The 19,316-nt window shown below is 51.0% G+C and carries 10 protein-coding genes and 1 pseudogene; 10 read left to right on the forward strand and 1 reads right to left on the reverse strand.

Annotated features, from left to right (window positions below):
* Positions 1–7 precede the first annotated feature (7 nt).
* From ispG to BEG40_RS07490, 9 genes and pseudogenes are all read left to right on the forward strand, one after another.
* Positions 8–1,126 carry a flavodoxin-dependent (E)-4-hydroxy-3-methylbut-2-enyl-diphosphate synthase gene (gene ispG / locus BEG40_RS07450; RefSeq protein WP_000551807.1) on the forward strand — a complete coding sequence of 373 codons (1,119 nt, stop codon included), beginning with the start codon at positions 8–10 and terminating at the stop codon, positions 1,124–1,126.
* A gap of 110 nt (positions 1,127–1,236) precedes the next feature.
* Positions 1,237–2,511, forward strand: a complete 1,275-nt coding sequence (gene hisS / locus BEG40_RS07455) for a histidine--tRNA ligase (RefSeq protein ID WP_016158779.1) — start codon at positions 1,237–1,239, stop codon at positions 2,509–2,511.
* A gap of 17 nt (positions 2,512–2,528) precedes the next feature.
* Positions 2,529–3,149, forward strand: coding sequence for an ancillary SecYEG translocon subunit YfgM (gene yfgM / locus BEG40_RS07460; RefSeq protein ID WP_000409213.1), 621 nt, complete (start codon positions 2,529–2,531; stop codon positions 3,147–3,149).
* A gap of 10 nt (positions 3,150–3,159) precedes the next feature.
* Positions 3,160–4,338 (forward strand): outer membrane protein assembly factor BamB, encoded by a 1,179-nt coding sequence (gene bamB / locus BEG40_RS07465; RefSeq protein ID WP_105285159.1) that lies wholly within the window; start codon positions 3,160–3,162, stop codon positions 4,336–4,338.
* Positions 4,339–4,455: 117 nt separating this feature from the next.
* Positions 4,456–5,928, forward strand: a complete 1,473-nt coding sequence (gene der, locus BEG40_RS07470) for a ribosome biogenesis GTPase Der (protein WP_016158778.1) — start codon at positions 4,456–4,458, stop codon at positions 5,926–5,928.
* 62 nt (positions 5,929–5,990) lie between these two features.
* Complete coding sequence (locus tag BEG40_RS07475; RefSeq protein ID WP_000422360.1) at positions 5,991–6,206, forward strand: zinc ribbon domain-containing protein; 216 nt, start codon at positions 5,991–5,993, stop codon at positions 6,204–6,206.
* A 211-nt stretch (positions 6,207–6,417) separates the two neighbouring features.
* The gene (sinH, locus tag BEG40_RS07480; protein WP_105285160.1) at positions 6,418–8,598 is read left to right on the forward strand and encodes an intimin-like inverse autotransporter SinH; all 2,181 of its coding nucleotides are present in this window, start codon (positions 6,418–6,420) and stop codon (positions 8,596–8,598) included.
* A 55-nt stretch (positions 8,599–8,653) separates the two neighbouring features.
* Positions 8,654–9,619, forward strand: a complete 966-nt coding sequence (locus tag BEG40_RS07485) for a SinI family autotransporter-associated protein (RefSeq protein WP_000683614.1) — start codon at positions 8,654–8,656, stop codon at positions 9,617–9,619.
* A gap of 208 nt (positions 9,620–9,827) precedes the next feature.
* Positions 9,828–16,193, forward strand: a pseudogene (locus tag BEG40_RS07490) (adhesion domain-containing protein); the annotation flags it as partial.
* A 68-nt stretch (positions 16,194–16,261) separates the two neighbouring features.
* On the opposite strand, the gene xseA reads toward BEG40_RS07490, so the two are convergent.
* On the reverse strand, positions 16,262–17,638 hold the full coding sequence (gene xseA / locus BEG40_RS07495; protein ID WP_105285161.1) for an exodeoxyribonuclease VII large subunit: 1,377 nt from the start codon (positions 17,636–17,638) through the stop codon (positions 16,262–16,264).
* A gap of 161 nt (positions 17,639–17,799) precedes the next feature.
* Between xseA and guaB the strand changes: the two genes are divergently transcribed.
* Positions 17,800–19,266 (forward strand): IMP dehydrogenase, encoded by a 1,467-nt coding sequence (guaB, locus tag BEG40_RS07500; RefSeq protein ID WP_010349860.1) that lies wholly within the window; start codon positions 17,800–17,802, stop codon positions 19,264–19,266.
* Positions 19,267–19,316 lie beyond the last annotated feature (50 nt).

Here is a 19,316-nt window from a genome sequence, read left to right on the forward strand (position 1 = left end):
ATTTTTCATGCATAACCAGGCTCCAATTCAACGTAGAAAATCAACACGTATTTACGTTGGGAATGTGCCGATTGGTGATGGTGCTCCCATCGCCGTACAGTCCATGACCAATACGCGTACGACAGACGTCGAAGCAACGGTCAATCAAATTAAGGCGCTGGAACGTGTCGGCGCTGATATCGTTCGCGTCTCTGTACCTACGATGGACGCGGCAGAAGCGTTCAAGCTCATCAAGCAGCAGGTTAACGTACCGCTGGTGGCCGACATCCACTTCGACTATCGCATTGCACTGAAAGTAGCGGAATACGGCGTTGACTGTCTGCGCATTAACCCAGGCAATATTGGTAATGAAGAACGCATTCGCATGGTGGTTGACTGTGCGCGCGATAAAAACATTCCGATTCGTATTGGTGTTAACGCTGGATCGCTGGAAAAAGATCTGCAAGAAAAGTATGGCGAACCGACGCCGCAGGCGTTGCTGGAATCTGCCATGCGCCATGTTGATCATCTCGATCGTCTGAACTTTGATCAGTTCAAGGTCAGTGTGAAAGCATCTGACGTTTTCCTCGCGGTTGAGTCTTATCGTCTGCTGGCAAAACAGATCGATCAGCCGTTGCACCTGGGGATCACCGAAGCCGGTGGCGCACGCAGCGGGGCGGTGAAATCGGCCATTGGTTTAGGTCTGCTGTTGTCGGAAGGCATTGGCGACACGCTGCGCGTCTCGCTGGCGGCTGATCCGGTCGAAGAGATCAAAGTCGGTTTTGATATTTTGAAATCGCTGCGTATTCGTTCGCGTGGCATCAACTTCATCGCCTGCCCGACCTGCTCACGTCAGGAGTTTGACGTTATCGGTACGGTTAACGCGCTGGAGCAACGTCTGGAAGATATCATCACCCCGATGGACGTTTCGATTATTGGCTGCGTGGTGAATGGCCCAGGCGAGGCGCTGGTTTCTACGCTTGGCGTTACGGGCGGCAACAAGAAAAGCGGCCTCTATGAAGATGGCGTGCGCAAAGACCGTCTGGACAATAACGACATGATCGATCAGCTGGAAGCACGCATTCGTGCGAAAGCCAGCCAACTGGACGAAGCGCGTCGAATTGACGTTCAGCAGGTTGAAAAATAATAACGTGATGGGAAGCGCCTCGCTTCCCGTGTATGATTGAACCCGCATGGCTCCCGAAATATTGAGGGAAGCGTTGAGGGTTCATTTTTATATTCAGAAAGAGAATAAACGTGGCAAAAAACATTCAAGCCATTCGCGGCATGAACGATTACCTGCCTGGCGAAACGGCCATCTGGCAGCGCATTGAAGGCACACTGAAAAACGTGCTCGGCAGCTACGGTTACAGTGAAATCCGCTTGCCGATTGTAGAGCAGACCCCGCTATTCAAACGTGCGATTGGTGAAGTCACCGACGTGGTTGAAAAAGAGATGTACACCTTTGAGGATCGTAATGGCGACAGCCTGACTCTGCGTCCTGAAGGGACGGCGGGCTGTGTACGCGCCGGCATCGAGCATGGTCTTCTGTACAATCAGGAACAGCGTCTGTGGTATATCGGGCCAATGTTCCGTCACGAGCGTCCGCAGAAAGGGCGTTATCGTCAGTTCCATCAGTTGGGCTGCGAAGTTTTCGGTCTGCAAGGCCCGGATATCGATGCCGAACTGATTATGCTCACCGCCCGCTGGTGGCGTGCGCTGGGTATCTCTGAGCACGTTACTCTCGAACTGAACTCTATTGGTTCGCTGGAAGCTCGCGCCAATTACCGCGATGCGCTGGTTGCGTTCCTTGAACAGCATAAAGAAAAGCTGGACGAAGACTGTAAACGTCGTATGTACACCAACCCGTTGCGCGTGCTGGATTCCAAAAATCCGGAAGTGCAGGCGTTACTCAACGACGCTCCGGCGTTGGGCGATTATCTGGATGAAGAGTCTCGCGAGCATTTTGCCGGTCTGTGCAAACTGCTTGAGAGCGCAGGCATTGCCTACACCGTAAACCAGCGTCTGGTGCGTGGTCTGGATTACTACAATCGTACCGTTTTTGAGTGGGTCACTAACAGCCTCGGTTCCCAGGGCACGGTGTGCGCGGGCGGTCGTTATGACGGTCTGGTGGAACAACTGGGCGGTCGCGCCACACCGGCAGTCGGTTTTGCGATGGGTCTCGAACGTCTGGTGTTGTTAGTTCAGGCAGTTAACCCGGAATTTAAAGCCGATCCCGTTGTCGATATATACCTGGTGGCTTCGGGTACTGATACACAATCTGCGGCTATGGCATTAGCTGAGCGTCTGCGTGATGAATTACCTGGCGTGAAACTGATGACCAACCACGGTGGCGGCAACTTTAAGAAACAGTTTGCCCGTGCTGATAAATGGGGTGCCCGCGTTGCTGTGGTGCTGGGTGAGTCTGAAGTAGCTAATGGCACGGCAGTAGTGAAGGATTTGCGCTCTGGTGAGCAAACGGCAGTTGCGCAGGATAGCGTAGCCGCGCATTTGCACACGTTACTGGGTTAAGGAAGGAGAAGGACAGCGTGGAAATTTACGAGAACGAAAACGACCAGGTTGAAGCGGTTAAACGCTTTTTTGCTGAAAATGGCAAAGCACTGGCTGTTGGGGTGATTTTAGGCGTTGGCGCACTGATTGGCTGGCGCTACTGGAACAGCCATCAGGTTGAGTCCGCACGCTCCGCTTCTCTTGCCTATCAAAATGCGGTTACCGCAGTTAGCGAAGGCAAACCGGACAGCATCCCAGCGGCGGAAAAATTTGCTGCTGAAAATAAAAATACTTACGGCGCGCTGGCTTCTTTGGAACTTGCGCAGCAATTTGTTGACAAAAATGAACTAGAGAAAGCCGCCGCTCAATTGCAACAAGGGTTGGCGGACACGAGCGATGAAAATCTCAAAGCCGTGATAAATCTGCGTCTTGCCCGAGTTCAGGTGCAGCTCAAGCAGACTGATGCTGCGCTGAAAACCCTTGATACCATAAAAGGTGAAGGGTGGGCTGCCATTGTTGCCGACTTGCGTGGTGAAGCATTACTGAGCAAAGGTGATAAGCAAGGTGCGCGTAGTGCATGGGAAGCAGGCGTGAAAAGCGATGTGACCCCGGCACTGAGCGAAATGATGCAGATGAAAATTAATAATTTGTCCATCTGAGAGGGACCCGATGCAATTGCGTAAATTACTGCTGCCAGGAGTGCTTTCCGTTACCCTTTTAAGCGGCTGTTCGCTGTTTAACAGTGAAGAAGATGTGGTCAAGATGTCCTCATTGCCGACCGTTGAAAACCAGTTTACGCCGACCACGGCGTGGAGCACTTCCGTTGGTAGCGGCATTGGTAACTTCTACTCTAATCTTCATCCGGCACTGGCGGATAACGTTGTCTATGCAGCCGATCGCGCTGGTTTGGTAAAGGCGATGAATGCGGATGATGGTAAAGAAATCTGGTCTGTCAGCCTGGCTGAGAAAGATGGCTGGTTATCTAAAGAGCCGGCATTACTTTCTGGCGGTGTGACCGTCGCAGGTGGTCATGTCTATATTGGCAGCGAAAAAGCGCAGGTTTACGCGCTGAACACCAGCGATGGCACTGTGGCATGGCAAACCAAAGTAGCGGGTGAAGCACTTTCTCGCCCGGTGGTCAGCGACGGTCTGGTGTTAATTCACACCAGCAACGGTCAGCTGCAGGCGCTGAACGAAGCTGACGGCGCTGTTAAATGGACTGTTAACCTTGATATGCCTTCGCTTTCTCTGCGTGGTGAGTCTGCGCCAGCAACTGCATTTGGTGCGGCAGTCGTCGGTGGCGATAATGGTCGCGTCAGTGCTGTGTTGATGCAGCAGGGACAGATGATTTGGCAGCAGCGTATCTCCCAGGCGACCGGTTCAACCGAAATTGACCGTCTGAGCGATGTTGATACTACGCCAGTGGTTGTGAACGGTGTTGTTTTCGCGCTGGCCTATAATGGTAACCTGACGGCGCTTGATTTGCGCAGTGGTCAGATTATGTGGAAACGCGAACTGGGTTCGGTGAATGATTTCATTGTCGACGGTAACCGTATCTATCTGGTTGATCAAAATGACCGGGTAATGGCGTTGACCATCGATGGTGGCGTGACGCTGTGGACACAAAGCGATCTGCTGCACCGCCTGCTGACTTCTCCGGTGCTGTATAATGGCAACCTGGTGGTGGGTGATAGCGAAGGTTATCTGCACTGGATTAATGTGGAAGATGGACGTTTCGTTGCCCAACAAAAAGTTGATAGCTCCGGTTTCCAGACTGACCCGGTTGCCGCTGATGGCAAACTGCTGATCCAGGCAAAAGACGGAACCGTGTACTCCATTACACGTTAATCGTCTCTGTCGTTCACTTTGAAAACGGCTCCTGGACAGGAGCCGTTTTCCTGTTTTTAACAACGACGCGAAAATAGCGTGCGTTGTCTGATGATTTATAAAAATGAGGCTTTAAACATGGTACCTGTGGTCGCGCTTGTCGGGCGCCCTAACGTAGGAAAATCCACGTTATTTAACCGTCTAACTCGCACCCGAGATGCGCTGGTTGCGGATTTCCCGGGTCTGACTCGTGACCGTAAGTACGGTCGTGCGGAAATTGAAGGCCGCGAGTTTATCTGTATTGATACCGGCGGGATTGACGGTACAGAAGACGGTGTAGAAACTCGCATGGCGGAACAGTCGCTGCTGGCGATTGAAGAGGCGGATGTGGTGCTGTTTATGGTGGATGCGCGCGCGGGTCTGATGCCTGCGGATGAAGCCATTGCCAAACATCTGCGTTCCCGCGAAAAGCCAACCTTCCTGGTGGCGAACAAAACCGATGGACTGGACCCGGATCAAGCAATCGTTGATTTTTATTCACTTGGTTTAGGTGAAATTTACCCAATTGCCGCTTCGCATGGTCGTGGCGTATTAAGTCTGCTGGAGCACGTGCTGCTGCCGTGGATGGAAGATATCGCGCCGCAAGAAGAAGTCGACGAAGACGCTGAATACTGGGCGCAATTTGAAGCGCAAGAGAACGGCGAAGAAGAAGAGGAAGACGACTTTGATCCGCAAAGTCTGCCGATCAAACTGGCGATTGTTGGTCGTCCAAACGTCGGTAAGTCTACACTCACTAACCGTATCCTGGGTGAAGAGCGCGTCGTGGTTTACGACATGCCAGGCACGACGCGTGACAGTATCTACATTCCGATGGAACGTGACGGACGTGAGTATGTGCTCATTGATACTGCGGGCGTGCGTAAACGCGGAAAAATTACCGATGCGGTAGAGAAGTTCTCGGTAATCAAAACATTGCAGGCGATTGAAGATGCCAACGTTGTGATGTTGGTAATTGACGCACGCGAAGGTATTTCTGATCAGGATCTCTCCCTGCTTGGCTTTATTCTCAATAGTGGGCGCTCACTTGTGATTGTGGTGAACAAATGGGACGGCCTGAGCCAGGAAGTGAAAGAGCAGGTGAAAGAGACGCTGGACTTCCGTCTGGGCTTTATCGACTTCGCTCGTGTGCATTTTATCTCTGCATTGCACGGTAGCGGTGTTGGTAACCTGTTTGAATCAGTACGTGAAGCATATGACAGCTCTACCCGTCGTGTGGGGACATCTATGCTGACGCGTATCATGACCATGGCTGTTGAAGATCACCAGCCGCCACTGGTTCGCGGGCGTCGTGTGAAGCTGAAATATGCCCACGCTGGTGGTTATAACCCGCCGATTGTGGTGATTCACGGCAACCAGGTGAAAGACCTGCCTGACTCGTACAAACGTTACCTGATGAATTACTTCCGTAAATCTCTGGACGTGATGGGTACGCCGATTCGTATTCAGTTCAAGGAAGGGGAAAACCCGTATGCGAACAAGCGTAACACTCTAACGCCGACCCAGATGCGTAAACGTAAGCGTCTGATGAAGCACATTAAGAAAAGTAAGTAATTACTTATTGGGTTTCTCTTGCCATCCAGGAAGGGAAACCCAACCAATCGCGAGGAAGAAATATGGAACTCAACTGCCCAGTCTGCCAAAGCCCTCTCGAACGCAATGGCGAGACGGCTCACTGCACAACTTGCGATAAAGATTTCACTGTTCAGGCGCTTTGCCCTGACTGTCATCAGCCGTTACAGGTATTAAAAGCCTGTGGCGCGGTGGATTATTTCTGCCAGAATGGACACGGTTTAATTTCTAAAAAACGCGTTGAATTTACCACTGCTTAATATCACGGGAATATATATTTTTCTTTTATATATTCCCGGTATAAATTTTATGAGCTATTTTCTATTACTTTAACACGTAATTAGAGTGAACAAACTCCCATTATTATAACTTTAAGAATATATTTAGCATTTCTGGTGTGCAATCTTTGAACTATCTGGAATACAATGCCGAAGCTAATTTCAGATTATAAAATAGTTACAGGGAAAAGGCATGTTGCGATGGATACGCTATTTTATGCTAATTTTTATCTCTGGTGCTGCTTATGCGACACCAGAGATAAAGGTTAAGCAAAGTGACTCTTCATTACCGGATTTGGGAAGCGAAGCAGCCTTACAAGAAGAACAAAATAATAAAGGTAAATCCTTCAAAGAGCGTGGTGCCAACTACGTCGCCGAATCCGCCCGGCAGGGGTTTGAGAACCTGACCCCAGAAGCTTTGGAATCCCAGGCCAGAAGCTATCTGCAAGGGCAAATTACCTCATCTGCGCAGTCTTATATTGAAGGCGCGCTTTCTCCATACGGTAAAGTCCGCTCAAATCTTTCTATCGGCCAGGATGGCGACCTGGACGGTAGTTCAATCGACTATTTTGTTCCTTTATATGACAATCAAAAAAGTGTTTATTTCAGCCAGTTATCAGCCCAACGTAAAGAAGAACGCACGATAGGTAATATAGGTTTTGGGGTGAGGCATAATTTTGATAAATGGCTTCTGGGTGGAAATATATTTTACGATTATGATTTCACTCGCGGACATCGCCGTTTAGGGTTAGGGACTGAAGCCTGGACGGATTATTTAAAACTTTCTGGTAACTATTACCATCCACTTTCTGACTGGAAAGACTCAAAAGATTTCGACTTCTATTTAGAACGACCTGCGCGTGGTTGGGATGTTCGTGCGAAAGCCTGGCTACCTTCTTATCCACAGTTGGGGGGCAAAGTTGTTTTCGAGCAATATTATGGTGACGAAGTTGCGCTGTTCGGCACTGATAATTTAGAGAAAGATCCGTATGCGGTGACGCTTGGAGTTAACTATCAACCAGTTCCGTTATTGACAGTCGGGACGGAATATAAAGCAGGCACTGGAGATAACCGTGATCTTAGTATTAACGCTACCGTTAACTATCAGTTCGGTGTACCACTTAAAGATCAACTGAATAGCGATAATGTCAAAGCAGCCCACTCGCTGATGGGTAGCCGACATGACTTTGTTGAGCGAAATAATTTTATTGTTCTGGAATATAAAGAAAAAGACCCTCTCGACGTTACGCTCTGGCTAAAGGCTGATTCCACTAACGAACATCCGGAATGTGTTATCAAGGACACCCCGGAAGCTGCGGTGGGACTGGAAAAATGTAAGTGGACCATTAATGCGCTGATCAACCATCACTATAAAATTGTCGCCGCCTCCTGGCAGGCGAAAAACAATGCCGCCCGCACGCTAGTGATGCCTGTGGTGAAAGCCAACACCATCACCGAGGGTAACAATAATCACTGGAATCTGGTGTTGCCTGCCTGGCAATACAGCTCTGATCAAGCCGAACAAGAAAAGCTCAACACCTGGCGAGTGCGTCTGGCGCTGGAAGATGAAAAGGGTCATCGGCAAAACTCCGGTGTGGTAGAAATCACCGTACAGCAGGATCGTAAAATTGAGCTGATCGTCAATAACATTGCTAACGTGCCTGAAGAAAACAATCACAGCCATGAAGCCAGCGCCCAGGCTGATGGTGTCGATGGCGTGGTGATGGATCTTGATATCACTGACAGTTTTGGTGATGACACGGATCGTAACGGTGATCCGCTTCCAGACAATGGTCTGAGTCCACAACTTTATGATGCACAAGACAAAAAAGTCACGCTCGCCAATAAGCCCTGCTCAACCGATAACCCCTGTGTCTTTATCGCGAAGCAAGATAAAGAGAAAGGAACCGTCACACTCTCCAGTACGTTACCCGGCACTTTCCGTTGGAAAGCAAAAGCTGCTCCGTATGACGACAGCAACTATGTGGATGTGACATTCCTTGGTGCCGGGGGGAATGATGTTAATGCGTTTATCTACCGTATATCTGCGACTAACCCCGTCAATCTTATCGACAATGAGAAAGAGCATTTACCTGTGGATAACGCCTACCGTTTTGTCTTATGGCGTGACGCCAATAAAGATGGTGTTTTCCAGCAGTCGGAAAAACTGACGGAAGAAGAGATGGCGCAATACGACTACCAGTGGGAATTTACCGGGCACAGCGTTAATGGCTACACCGGTGCGCAATCGAATACCAGTAATGAAGATATTGTCATCCCTGCCACCAACGACGAGGCCGTGCAGAAGTTCGGTGCTCAAAAAGAAGATGGCGTGCAGGGATATGGATTACGTGTGGTTTACAGCAAGCACTAGATCGGCGTAATGGCCGATCGGCCAGCCGCTGGAAATTAATCAAGGAGAGAGTTGAATGAAACATTATTTAAAGCGACCGATGACCAAAGTCGCGCTGGCACTGGCTCTGGCAGGGTACTGCGCAGTACCTGCCGCCATGGCAGAAGGGCAGGGCAATCTAAGAGCTGGCCAGTGGCAATCAGAGACGCAATCAACCGGAACGATTCAGGGTACAGTGCCGTGGATAACCCGTAGCGCGACAGAAATCACCGACGCCGATAAATCTCATGTGTCCATAACCGTTGATCGCGGTGGTCGTACTGCATCTACGGATGGCGAAAAGCAATTTCATGTTGGCGATAAGTTAACGGCAAACTGGGCCATTGGCGATACCCAGGGCGATCTTGATGACAACAACACCGCGACAAAAGCGACGCTGCAATGGATGAGCTTTAGTGACCAGGCGGGGGGCGATCCGAAGGAGATCGGTACTGCTGGCAGTGATACTTACACCATTGCCGCAGCAGATGCTGACCGCTATATCGGTTTGAAAATTACCCCAACCACGACAACCGGCGACCCTAACGTCGCAGAACAACTGGTGCTGTTGGATCTCTCTACTAATGCAGGCGGTGGTTCTGACAGCGATGATATTCCTGAAGGGCCAGTATTTGATGACGCAGTTAAAGTTGTCATTCACGAGAAGGATATCAATACCAACCTGCTGGGTAAAGATACCAAACTTAAAACGAATACCACCTATCAGGTCATGCTGTGGAAAGATAAAAACAGCAACGGTTCCTACGATACGGGTGAAGAGGTTACCAGCCAGTACAACTACCGCTGGCGCTTTACCGGCACCAGTCTGCAGTTGCGGACGGCGGGGGGGATTGTCAACCCGAGCTACAACAACAGCGACCTGGTTATCCCGGTTACCAATGCCGAAGCGAAGACTGCGTTCGACTACAGCGAAGGCGGCCTCACAATTGGCGCAGATGGTGTTCAGGGCTACGGTTTGTCCATCGACTACCAGAGAAAATAATCGTCACCGGCACCATTCCCCAGGGGAATGGTGCTTTTCCGCGCACTTTGCTTAACCTGCGTTAAGCAAAGTGGGTTGAGGTGAAAAAGTAACTTTAAACGGGCAGGTTTCAATTATGGGCGGGGCTTTGAAACTGATAAAAGCGATAACGGCGGTTTTACTGCTCTCCCTTTCTTTTCAGGTAGCGGCAGTGTTAAAAGGTGGCTAGTGGCAACAAACGGGTATCTCGACCGACGCAATCAATGGCACTGTGCCTGGGGCAGAGAGCGCCAGTATACCCGTTTATCAGGGCAGCACCCTGCTTGAACCGACAGAACCTCACGATGTTCAGGCCTTTGCAAAACCCAGTGAATTTAGCGTAGATGATACGGCTACGCAGATGATCTTACAGAGCCCTCTGGATACTGAAGGGGACGTTTTCTCCACGCCACCGCTGCTGCGTTGGGAAAATCAAAATCCACCTTCTGTTTCTCTGGTGTGGGCTGAGGCCGCCACGCCGGATACGCCGTTAGATCCACAACCGCGCCCAGACAGGTCATTTTGTGCCCAGGATCTGGCTGGACATTCTCTGGTTGCCTGGCCGCGAATTGACCAACAACAAACGATACCTTTACTTTATCTCTTTACCTTAACGGGCGTACCTAATCAGGGGGCAGTGCCGTTGGTTGATAATAAAGTGACGCTGAACATCGCGGCTGCACAGGGTGATCTGGTTACCATTACCGCTAACGGATATGACGATACGCTGAAAGCGGCAAAAACGACCGTGGATGGTTCAATTACGCTAACGGTGACGACGAAAGACTGTCAGGGCAATCTGGCAGGAAATATTCCTTTTATTATCAAACGTCGGGATGCAGAAAACCGTCAGGGCGTGGTGAATAACATCGGTCCGGTAAAACTGGGGAGTACGGAACTTACCACCACGGCAACGGAATATCACGGCACGACGGATGAAAATGGTACGGCGACGGTAACGGTGGCTCAACCGAACGGGCAAGGCGTAAAAACGCCGCTGGTCGTAAGCCTGTCTGGCATTAGCCAAACCAGCGAAACGGCGGTCATTTTTAGCGTTCTCACCAGCCCGGACGTACCACAGGCAAACATGTGGGGTCATATGGCGGATACGCTCAAGGCTCGGGATTATACCTTCAGCCGTCCGAAACTGGCGGCTGAAGTCGATAATGAAGCAAGCAGCGTCGATGATCATAATGAAACCTGGTCAACCTTCACCTGGAGTGGCGCAGATAATCACTGCGATATTTTGCCAGGTATGCGCCAGTTTGGCGCGATGGCAACGGTGGTTCCTACATCAATTCAGGAAGTCGCTGGCTGGCCGATGCAGGGAGATTATTACTGGTCATCCCTCGCGGGCATGACCGGGCAGCATCATGCGGCAGATGTGTCTAACCGTAGCGAAGCGCAAAAACCGGACGATACAAAACTTATTGTTAGCTGTGTGGATAAAGAGGCACCGGACGTTGAACCAAAACTGATTCTCACACCTGCAAGCTATGACTCCACGGTACAGGCGATGAAGGTTAAGGTGGGTGAAGATGCCTCTATGCGACTGACAATCACCGATAACAAAAATAATGGTCAGCCGCTGGCTTACTACTATTTCTCGCTGCATCTGGATGATGGCATCAACCGAAAGAATCAATCCGACGACGCATGGGAAGCGCATCCGGTGCAAATAACGGGAGGAGCCAATTTTCACCAGGTTGATGCGCATACTTATGAAGGGATAACAGATGTTAACGGTCAGGCCTCATTGAGGTTGAGTCAGCCCGATGGCGCTGGCGTTAAAACCCATATTACGGCGAGAATGCGTAGTGACTTCACTGCGTCTGATGCGAAAGATGTCATTTTCACAGTAGTAACCAGTCCGGACAGCGATAAGGCCAGAATGTGGGGGCATATGCTCGGGATTATCGAATCTGGTAGCGTCTTTAAACGCCCGCTGCTGGCGGATGAAACTGCTCATGAACTGGGTTCTATGCGGGAAAATAACGAAGACTGGGCACTGTTTGACCAAAATGGCTCTATGCAGGCGGAATGTAGAACGGGACATATTCCGCGCCAGAGTTCGCTGGAAAGTCTGTACAACGCTTATCCTGCTAATGTTATAGGCACAAAATACGGTTGGCCAACGGCAAAACAAGATTACTTAAGCGCGGTGGAGCAGGCGACGCATTCATCGGTCAGTTTCAAAACGGGGCTGGTCGATAGTTATTCTGGCTTTAAACAAAACTACCTTTCCTGTTCAGGTAATGAAATGGTCGCGCAGGTGGCGGTCACGACCGATCATGATGTCGCTATTGGAAGCCGGGCGCAGGCTAAAGTCGGTGAAAAAATTGTCATGACAGTGCGAACCTATAACGCATTAAATGACGCGGCTGTGCCGTTTACAAATTTCACCATCACCAAAGGCATGGGGTATAACCGTCCAGGGCAGGTTACTGGGTTTGATGATCCAACCAGCGGCGCGATAGAGATGAACGGTACTTTCTACGGTACTTCTCAGCCCACAACTGTCTATTCCGGTACAACCGACGCTCGAGGTATAGCAACGGTGGACATTGAGCAGCCGCAAGGCGTTGGGCTGGGGACTCCTCTGGATATCACGCCGACTAACTCTTATGTTCCCAATACCGTTAACTACAACGTGATTTTTACTACCCCCACCAGCCCGGATGTAGCCAGTGCGCAAATGTGGGGTCACATGGACGAATCCATCACTGTGGATTCTATAACTTTTAAGCGACCGAAATTATTCTCTGAAGTGAGCGCAGGAAACCGTTCACTAGTGGAAAATAACGAAACCTGGGTGCGTGTGGCGCAGTCTGATATCGAAAATATCGCGGCTGGCGGTTGCGAGAAAAATAAAGTGCCACGCCAGTCACAGCTTACCGCTCTGTACAACGCCAACAGTAACAATACGATTCAAACCGTTCATGGCTGGCTCACCTTGCGTGAACAATACTGGAGCGGTACGCCGATGGATAAAGTTCCGCACCTTGCCTCCGTCTGGTTGAATAACGGGAACGTACAGAATGCTGCCGATGACTCGATTTATATGAGTTGTCTGAAAGATGCTAACCCTCCCGCAAGCATCATTACACTGGAAGTGGTGGATCAGGCGCAGTGGAATAGTTCGCTTAATGCGGCAAAGCTGAAAAAGGGCGAGACGTTACAGGTGAAGGTGACGGTCAAAGACGTTGCCGGTAACCCGATGGCAGATATGCCATTTACCCTGAAACGTGGCGATGGATATACCCGTTCTGGTGAACGTCATACGGCAGGTAGCGGTGATGGGATTGTTTCATCGGTGGTGGTTGATGCGGGTCTGCCTGATGAGATGGTGCTCAACGATACAGCGACAGCATATGTGGCACTAACCGGTAGCGACGGAAGTAAAATTCTCAATATTACGCGTCCGGATACCCACGGCACGAAAACGGCGCTCACCGCCGCGCTCTATTCCGATCCGACAAAAAAGGCTGCAATGGATACCATTTTCACCGTGGTTACCAGTCCGGATACCGATAAAGCGAATATGTGGGGCCACATGCCGGAAACGTTGAGCGCAGGTGGACTGACATTTAAACGGCCGATTCTGTTTACGGAACTAACCGATAGCCCTGCCGCCAAACGTAAGTCTGATGTAGAGGATAACGAAAGCTGGGCTCTGTTTACCGAAGATCAGGCGACGAAGGCCAGTAATGGCGGCTGTGGCGCGGATTATATTCCGACTCAGGACGCGTTACTCACACTCGCCAGTGAATGGCGTGGACATGCGGTAGATGGCTGGCCTGTCTTGCTAAAAAAAGGTTACGACTCCAGCACACCGGAAAAAGACAGTATCGAGGATCGCAAATATAAAAGCGTACAATTGAGCGACGGGACCAGCTACAGTCTGGCATCCACGGAGTTAGGGTATCTGACCTGCCAGGCAACGGCAAATCCGAAGGTGAGCACCATCGAATTAACGTCTGATAAAACGGCAAAGTATGACAACCTTGATGCAGTAAAAGTCAGAACAGACTACAGCAATACCGGGGATCAAATCACCATGACGGTGACCACTCGCGACGCCCAGGGAAATCCGAAAGGTTATGTGCCGATTACGTTGAATCATGGTTTCACCGTGGCTCGAACCTCAAATGCGACCAACAACGGCAAGATTACCAATCAGTCACGGCTGATTTATGTGCAAGACAGTTACAATAATTCCAACGGTTATTTTGATGACGGAAATAAATATTACAGCATGACCAGTGGTGACGGTACGGTCACTTTTATTCTACGCCAGATATATAAGGGAGACGGTACGCGTATCCCGCTCACCGCAGAAATTGATGACGGTAACGGCATTATCTCGAATACGCTGAGCGCGATTTTCACGATCGTTACCAGCCCGGATACGCCAAAAGCTAACTTCTGGGGTCATATGCCGGAGACCTTAACGGCTAAAAACGGCAAAGTCTTCCATCGCCCACAGTTAAAAGATGAAGTCGGTTCTTCCAATGGGCTTATTGTTAACAATGAATATTGGCAGCGACTGACTATCAATAATGCGCTGAGTGGTATGCAGGGAGGTTGTAAAGATAAACTGCCGTCTATTGGCGATCTGCAATCGTTATATGAGGCATACCCTTCAGGAACGATTGAAACGGCACAGGGCTGGCCGCTTGACAAGTCAACAGCGCCAAAGCCGTACTTCTGGTCACGAAGCGTTGTCTCCAGTTCAGGCGCTGTTAATCCTAATTATCAGTATATTAACCTCAAGGTGGGGAATACTGGACATGTCGCGTCGGATTCTGCAGATCTCAACTTCCAGACCTGTCTGGAAAGTGTGGAGTCGGTGGGCAATATTACCCTGACCACTGCGGAGGAAAACTGGGATAGTTCGTTACCGGCCGGGAAAGCACATAAAGGCTCACCGCTTCCGTTGACGATTACTGTGACCCGTGCGGATGGCTCGCCTGCACCATTTGAGTCGGTAGGGATTTTGCGTGCCGCCAGCTACAATCGCGCGGGCACATCGCTCAGCGAAACGGTAACGACGGATGATTTGGTGGCTGATACGTTCAACCCAGCACAAACCATACAAAGCGCCAGCATGAATGGTCGTAGTAATACCAGTTATCTGGTTATTCAGACTGATGCTCAGGGTAAAGCGACGCTGAATCTTCACCAGGATAGTACGACCGGTCTTAGAACGCCGATAACCGTAAAAGCACTGGGCTTCAGCCCTATGCCAACAGCCACGCTGGACGCGATTTTCACGGTTATCACCAGCCCGGACGTTAGCGTAGCCAACATGTGGGGGCATATGGGGGAAACGGTGACGGCGGCAGATGGCACCGTTTTTGTGCGGCCTAAAATAAAGGCTGAGTTAACGAACACCTCAGGCGTTCACGTTAAGGATTTAAATAGTGAAAGTTGGCTTGTGCCTACTGTTCAGGAAAGGGAACGTAGCGGCACGGCGGCGTGTGAGGCCGCGCGCTGGCCGACCAACGAGCAACTTATATCGCTGTATAACCGTCATCCCAATGGAACATTGATGGCTGATACCGGCTGGCCGGTGGAGTCATCGGGGTATGCCTGGTGGGCAGTGGACTCAACGTGTGATACCAGTGGAGTCAACAGATGCGCGACTGTCGATTTGTATAATGGCCAGGCTGAGGCGGCGAACAGAAGCCGCGCATTGCAGGCCTGCTTGCTGAACCCTAACGCTTCGGTGTCTGTGGTAACACTTACCTCACCAGCGTTTGATTCTTCTACTCAGGCTGCGAAAGTGAAGAAAGGGGAATCTATGCCTGTGACTGTCACCGTGAGAGACAGCGCCGGGAACCCAGTGTCAAACGTGGCCTTTAGCCTGAAACGCGGTGATGCAGCGCCGCGCAACCCAGGTGCGACTTTATATGGCGATGTGGCGGCAATGGATGATCTGACCGTTCAGCCGCCAACTGGCGCGACGGTCATAATGACTGATAGTGGTAATTCACTCCAGGGAACCACCGGTTCCGACGGTACAGCGACATTTATGATTAAACAGGATAATACGCCTAGATATAAAACGCCGCTGACGGTGACGCTGACCGATAACACCAGCATCAACGCGACGATGGACACTATTTTCACTGTTATCACCAGCCCGAACGTCTCCTCGGCTCATTTCTGGGGACATATGGCGGATACGGTGGGGGTGAATGGAAAAACATTACATCGACCATTGCTGTCGACGGAATTACCCTCTGGGGCACAAGCAGCTGGGACACCTGATATCAATAACGAAACGTGGGGTCTTGCTCATGTCGTTGATTCGTCAAAATGGGATATCAAGAAACAGTGCGGTAGCATGGATAGTGCGCCGACATATAACGAGTTAGAGGTGTTATCTAACAGCTTTAATTCGTTAGGGTGGCCCTCATCCCCTAAAAACTTCCCTTACTTTTCAACCGATCGAGCCGGGGTATTATATTGCGGCATGTTTGAACAAAATAGTACTCAGGATTGTGGTATTGAGGCGGGTAAAACACCAGGTTTTGCCACCTGTTTCCAATAATGGCCTGGTTGCATCTGGTGCTGGCATGGTGATATTGCTGGACGCGATGCAGGCGCAGCTTATCCGGCCTACGAGTTCACCGCTTTTTTGCGTGATTTGCGTGTTTTCGTCACGTCGCTCACCACGCTGACCACCACGCCATCATTCAAACGCGTGGTCAATGTATCACCGGGTTTTACCTGCTTAACTTGCTTCAGCACTGTCCCATCGGCGGCGCTGGTGACGCTATAGCCACGCGCCAGCGTGGACAGTGGACTCACGGCTTCCAGATGTGTCACTGCATTACCAAAGCGTTCACGTGTGGCACTAAGCTGTGCTCGCAGAGTTTCCGCCAGGCGATATTCCAGTTGTTGAATGCGAGTCTGCGCGCGATGAATGCGTGGTTGAGGATTTTGCTGATTCAGACGTTGTTCAAGCCGTTGCTGTTGCTGACCTGCCCGCTTCAACCGGTTTTCCAGCGCAAAGCTCATCCGTTTTTGCAGTCGCTCCAGCATGGTTTGCTGCCGCGCCAGACGTAACTGCGGATGTTGCTGCTGTAAACGGTGATGAATCTGCGTAAAGCGCCGGGTACGGTTGGCGAGATAATAATCCATCGCCATCTCCAGCCGCTGGCGGGCAGATTGCACCTGGCGCAGTAACTCCTGTTGATTGCGGCTCACGACTTCGGCGGCGGCAGAGGGCGTTGGTGCGCGCAGATCGGCAATAAAGTCGGCAATCGTCACATCGGTTTCATGACCGACGGCGCTGACAATCGGAATTCGGCTGGCAAAAATCGCCCTCGCCACACGCTCATCGTTAAAACTCCACAAATCTTCCAGCGAACCGCCGCCGCGACCGACGATCAAGACGTCGCACTCGTTACGCAGGTTCGCCAGTTCAATCGCGCGAACGATTTGCCCCGGCGCATCATCGCCCTGAACGGCAGTAGGATAAATAATCACCGGCAGTGAAGGATCTCGACGTTTTAACACATGCAAAATATCGTGCAGCGCCGCGCCGGTTTTGGATGTAATCACACCGACACAGTGCGCGGGGGAGGGGAGCGGTTTTTTTAGTTGCTGATCGAACAAACCTTCTGCCTGCAACTTCGCTTTTAGCTGTTCGTATTTCTGTTGCAACAAGCCTTCACCGGCTGGCTGCATACTCTCGACGATAATCTGATAATCACCGCGCGGCTCATACAGCGTAATGTTGGCGCGAACCAGAACCTGTTGCCCGTGCTGTGGGCGAAAGGTAACCCGGCGGTTGCTGTTGCGGAACATCGCGCAGCGAACCTGGGCGGTATCGTCTTTGAGCGTAAAGTACCAGTGACCGGAGGCCGGTTGTGTGAAGTTCGAGATTTCACCGCTGATCCACACTTGTCCCATCTCCTGCTCAAGCAGCAGACGAACCGTTTGATTCAGGCGGCTAACGGTAAAAATTGCAGGGGATTGAGACGGTAACATGTGAGCGAGATCAAATTCTAAATCAGCAGGTTATTCAATCGATAGTAACCCGCCTTCTGGGGATAGCAAGCATTTTTTGCAAAAAGGGGTAGATGCAATCGGTTACGCTCTGTATAATGCCGCGGCAATATTTATTAACCACTCTGGTCGAGATATTGCCCATGCTACGTATCGCTAAAGAAGCTCTCACATTTGACGACGTTCTCCTCGTTCCTGCTCACTCTACCGTTCTGCCGAATACTGCTGACCTCAGCACCCAGCTGACGAAAACTATTCGTCTGAATATCCCTATGCTCTCCGCAGCAATGGATACCGTAACGGAAGCGCGCCTGGCTATTGCTCTGGCTCAGGAAGGCGGTATCGGCTTTATCCACAAAAACATGTCTATTGAACGCCAGGCTGAAGAAGTTCGCCGTGTGAAAAAACACGAATCTGGCGTGGTGACTGACCCACAGACGGTTCTGCCAACCACGACGCTGCGCGAAGTGAAAGAACTGACTGAACGTAATGGCTTTGCGGGCTACCCGGTCGTTACCGAAGAAAACGAACTGGTCGGCATCATCACCGGTCGTGACGTGCGTTTTGTGACCGACCTGAACCAGCCAGTTAGCGTTTACATGACGCCGAAAGAGCGTCTGGTGACTGTGCGTGAAGGCGAAGCCCGCGAAGTTGTGCTGGCAAAAATGCACGAAAAACGCGTTGAGAAGGCGCTGGTGGTTGATGACGAATTCCACCTGATCGGCATGATCACCGTGAAAGACTTCCAGAAAGCGGAACGTAAACCGAACGCGTGTAAAGACGAACAAGGTCGTCTGCGTGTTGGTGCAGCGGTTGGCGCGGGTGCTGGAAACGAAGAGCGTATTGATGCACTGGTTGCCGCAGGCGTTGACGTTCTGCTGATCGACTCCTCTCACGGTCACTCTGAAGGCGTTCTGCAGCGTATCCGTGAAACTCGCGCTAAATATCCGGATCTGCAAATCATCGGTGGTAACGTAGCAACGGCTGCTGGTGCCCGCGCGCTGGCAGAAGCAGGTTGCAGCGCAGTTAAAGTCGGTATCGGCCCTGGCTCTATTTGTACGACTCGTATCGTTACTGGTGTAGGTGTTCCGCAGATCACTGCCGTTGCTGACGCAGTAGAAGCCCTGGAAGGCACCGGTATTCCGGTTATCGCTGACGGTGGTATTCGCTTCTCTGGCGATATTGCGAAAGCTATCGCTGCTGGTGCAAGCGCGGTGATGGTAGGTTCCATGCTGGCAGGTACTGAAGAATCTCCGGGTGAAATTGAACTCTACCAGGGGCGTTCTTACAAATCTTACCGTGGGATGGGCTCTCTGGGCGCGATGTCCAAAGGTTCTTCTGACCGTTATTTCCAGAGCGACAACGCCGCTGACAAACTGGTGCCGGAAGGTATCGAAGGTCGCGTAGCGTACAAAGGCCGCCTGAAAGAGATCATCCACCAGCAGATGGGCGGCCTGCGCTCCTGTATGGGTCTGACCGGCTGTGGTACTATCGACGAACTGCGTACTAAAGCGGAGTTTGTACGTATCAGCGGTGCGGGCATCCAGGAAAGCCACGTTCACGACGTGACCATTACTAAAGAGTCCCCGAACTACCGTCTGGGCTCCTGATTCTCTTCGCCCGACTTCATGTCGGGCGATTTATATTATCTGTTTCACTT

It is taken from the genome of Escherichia sp. MOD1-EC5495 (assembly GCF_002965965.1).
GTDB lineage: Bacteria > Pseudomonadota > Gammaproteobacteria > Enterobacterales > Enterobacteriaceae > Escherichia > Escherichia ruysiae.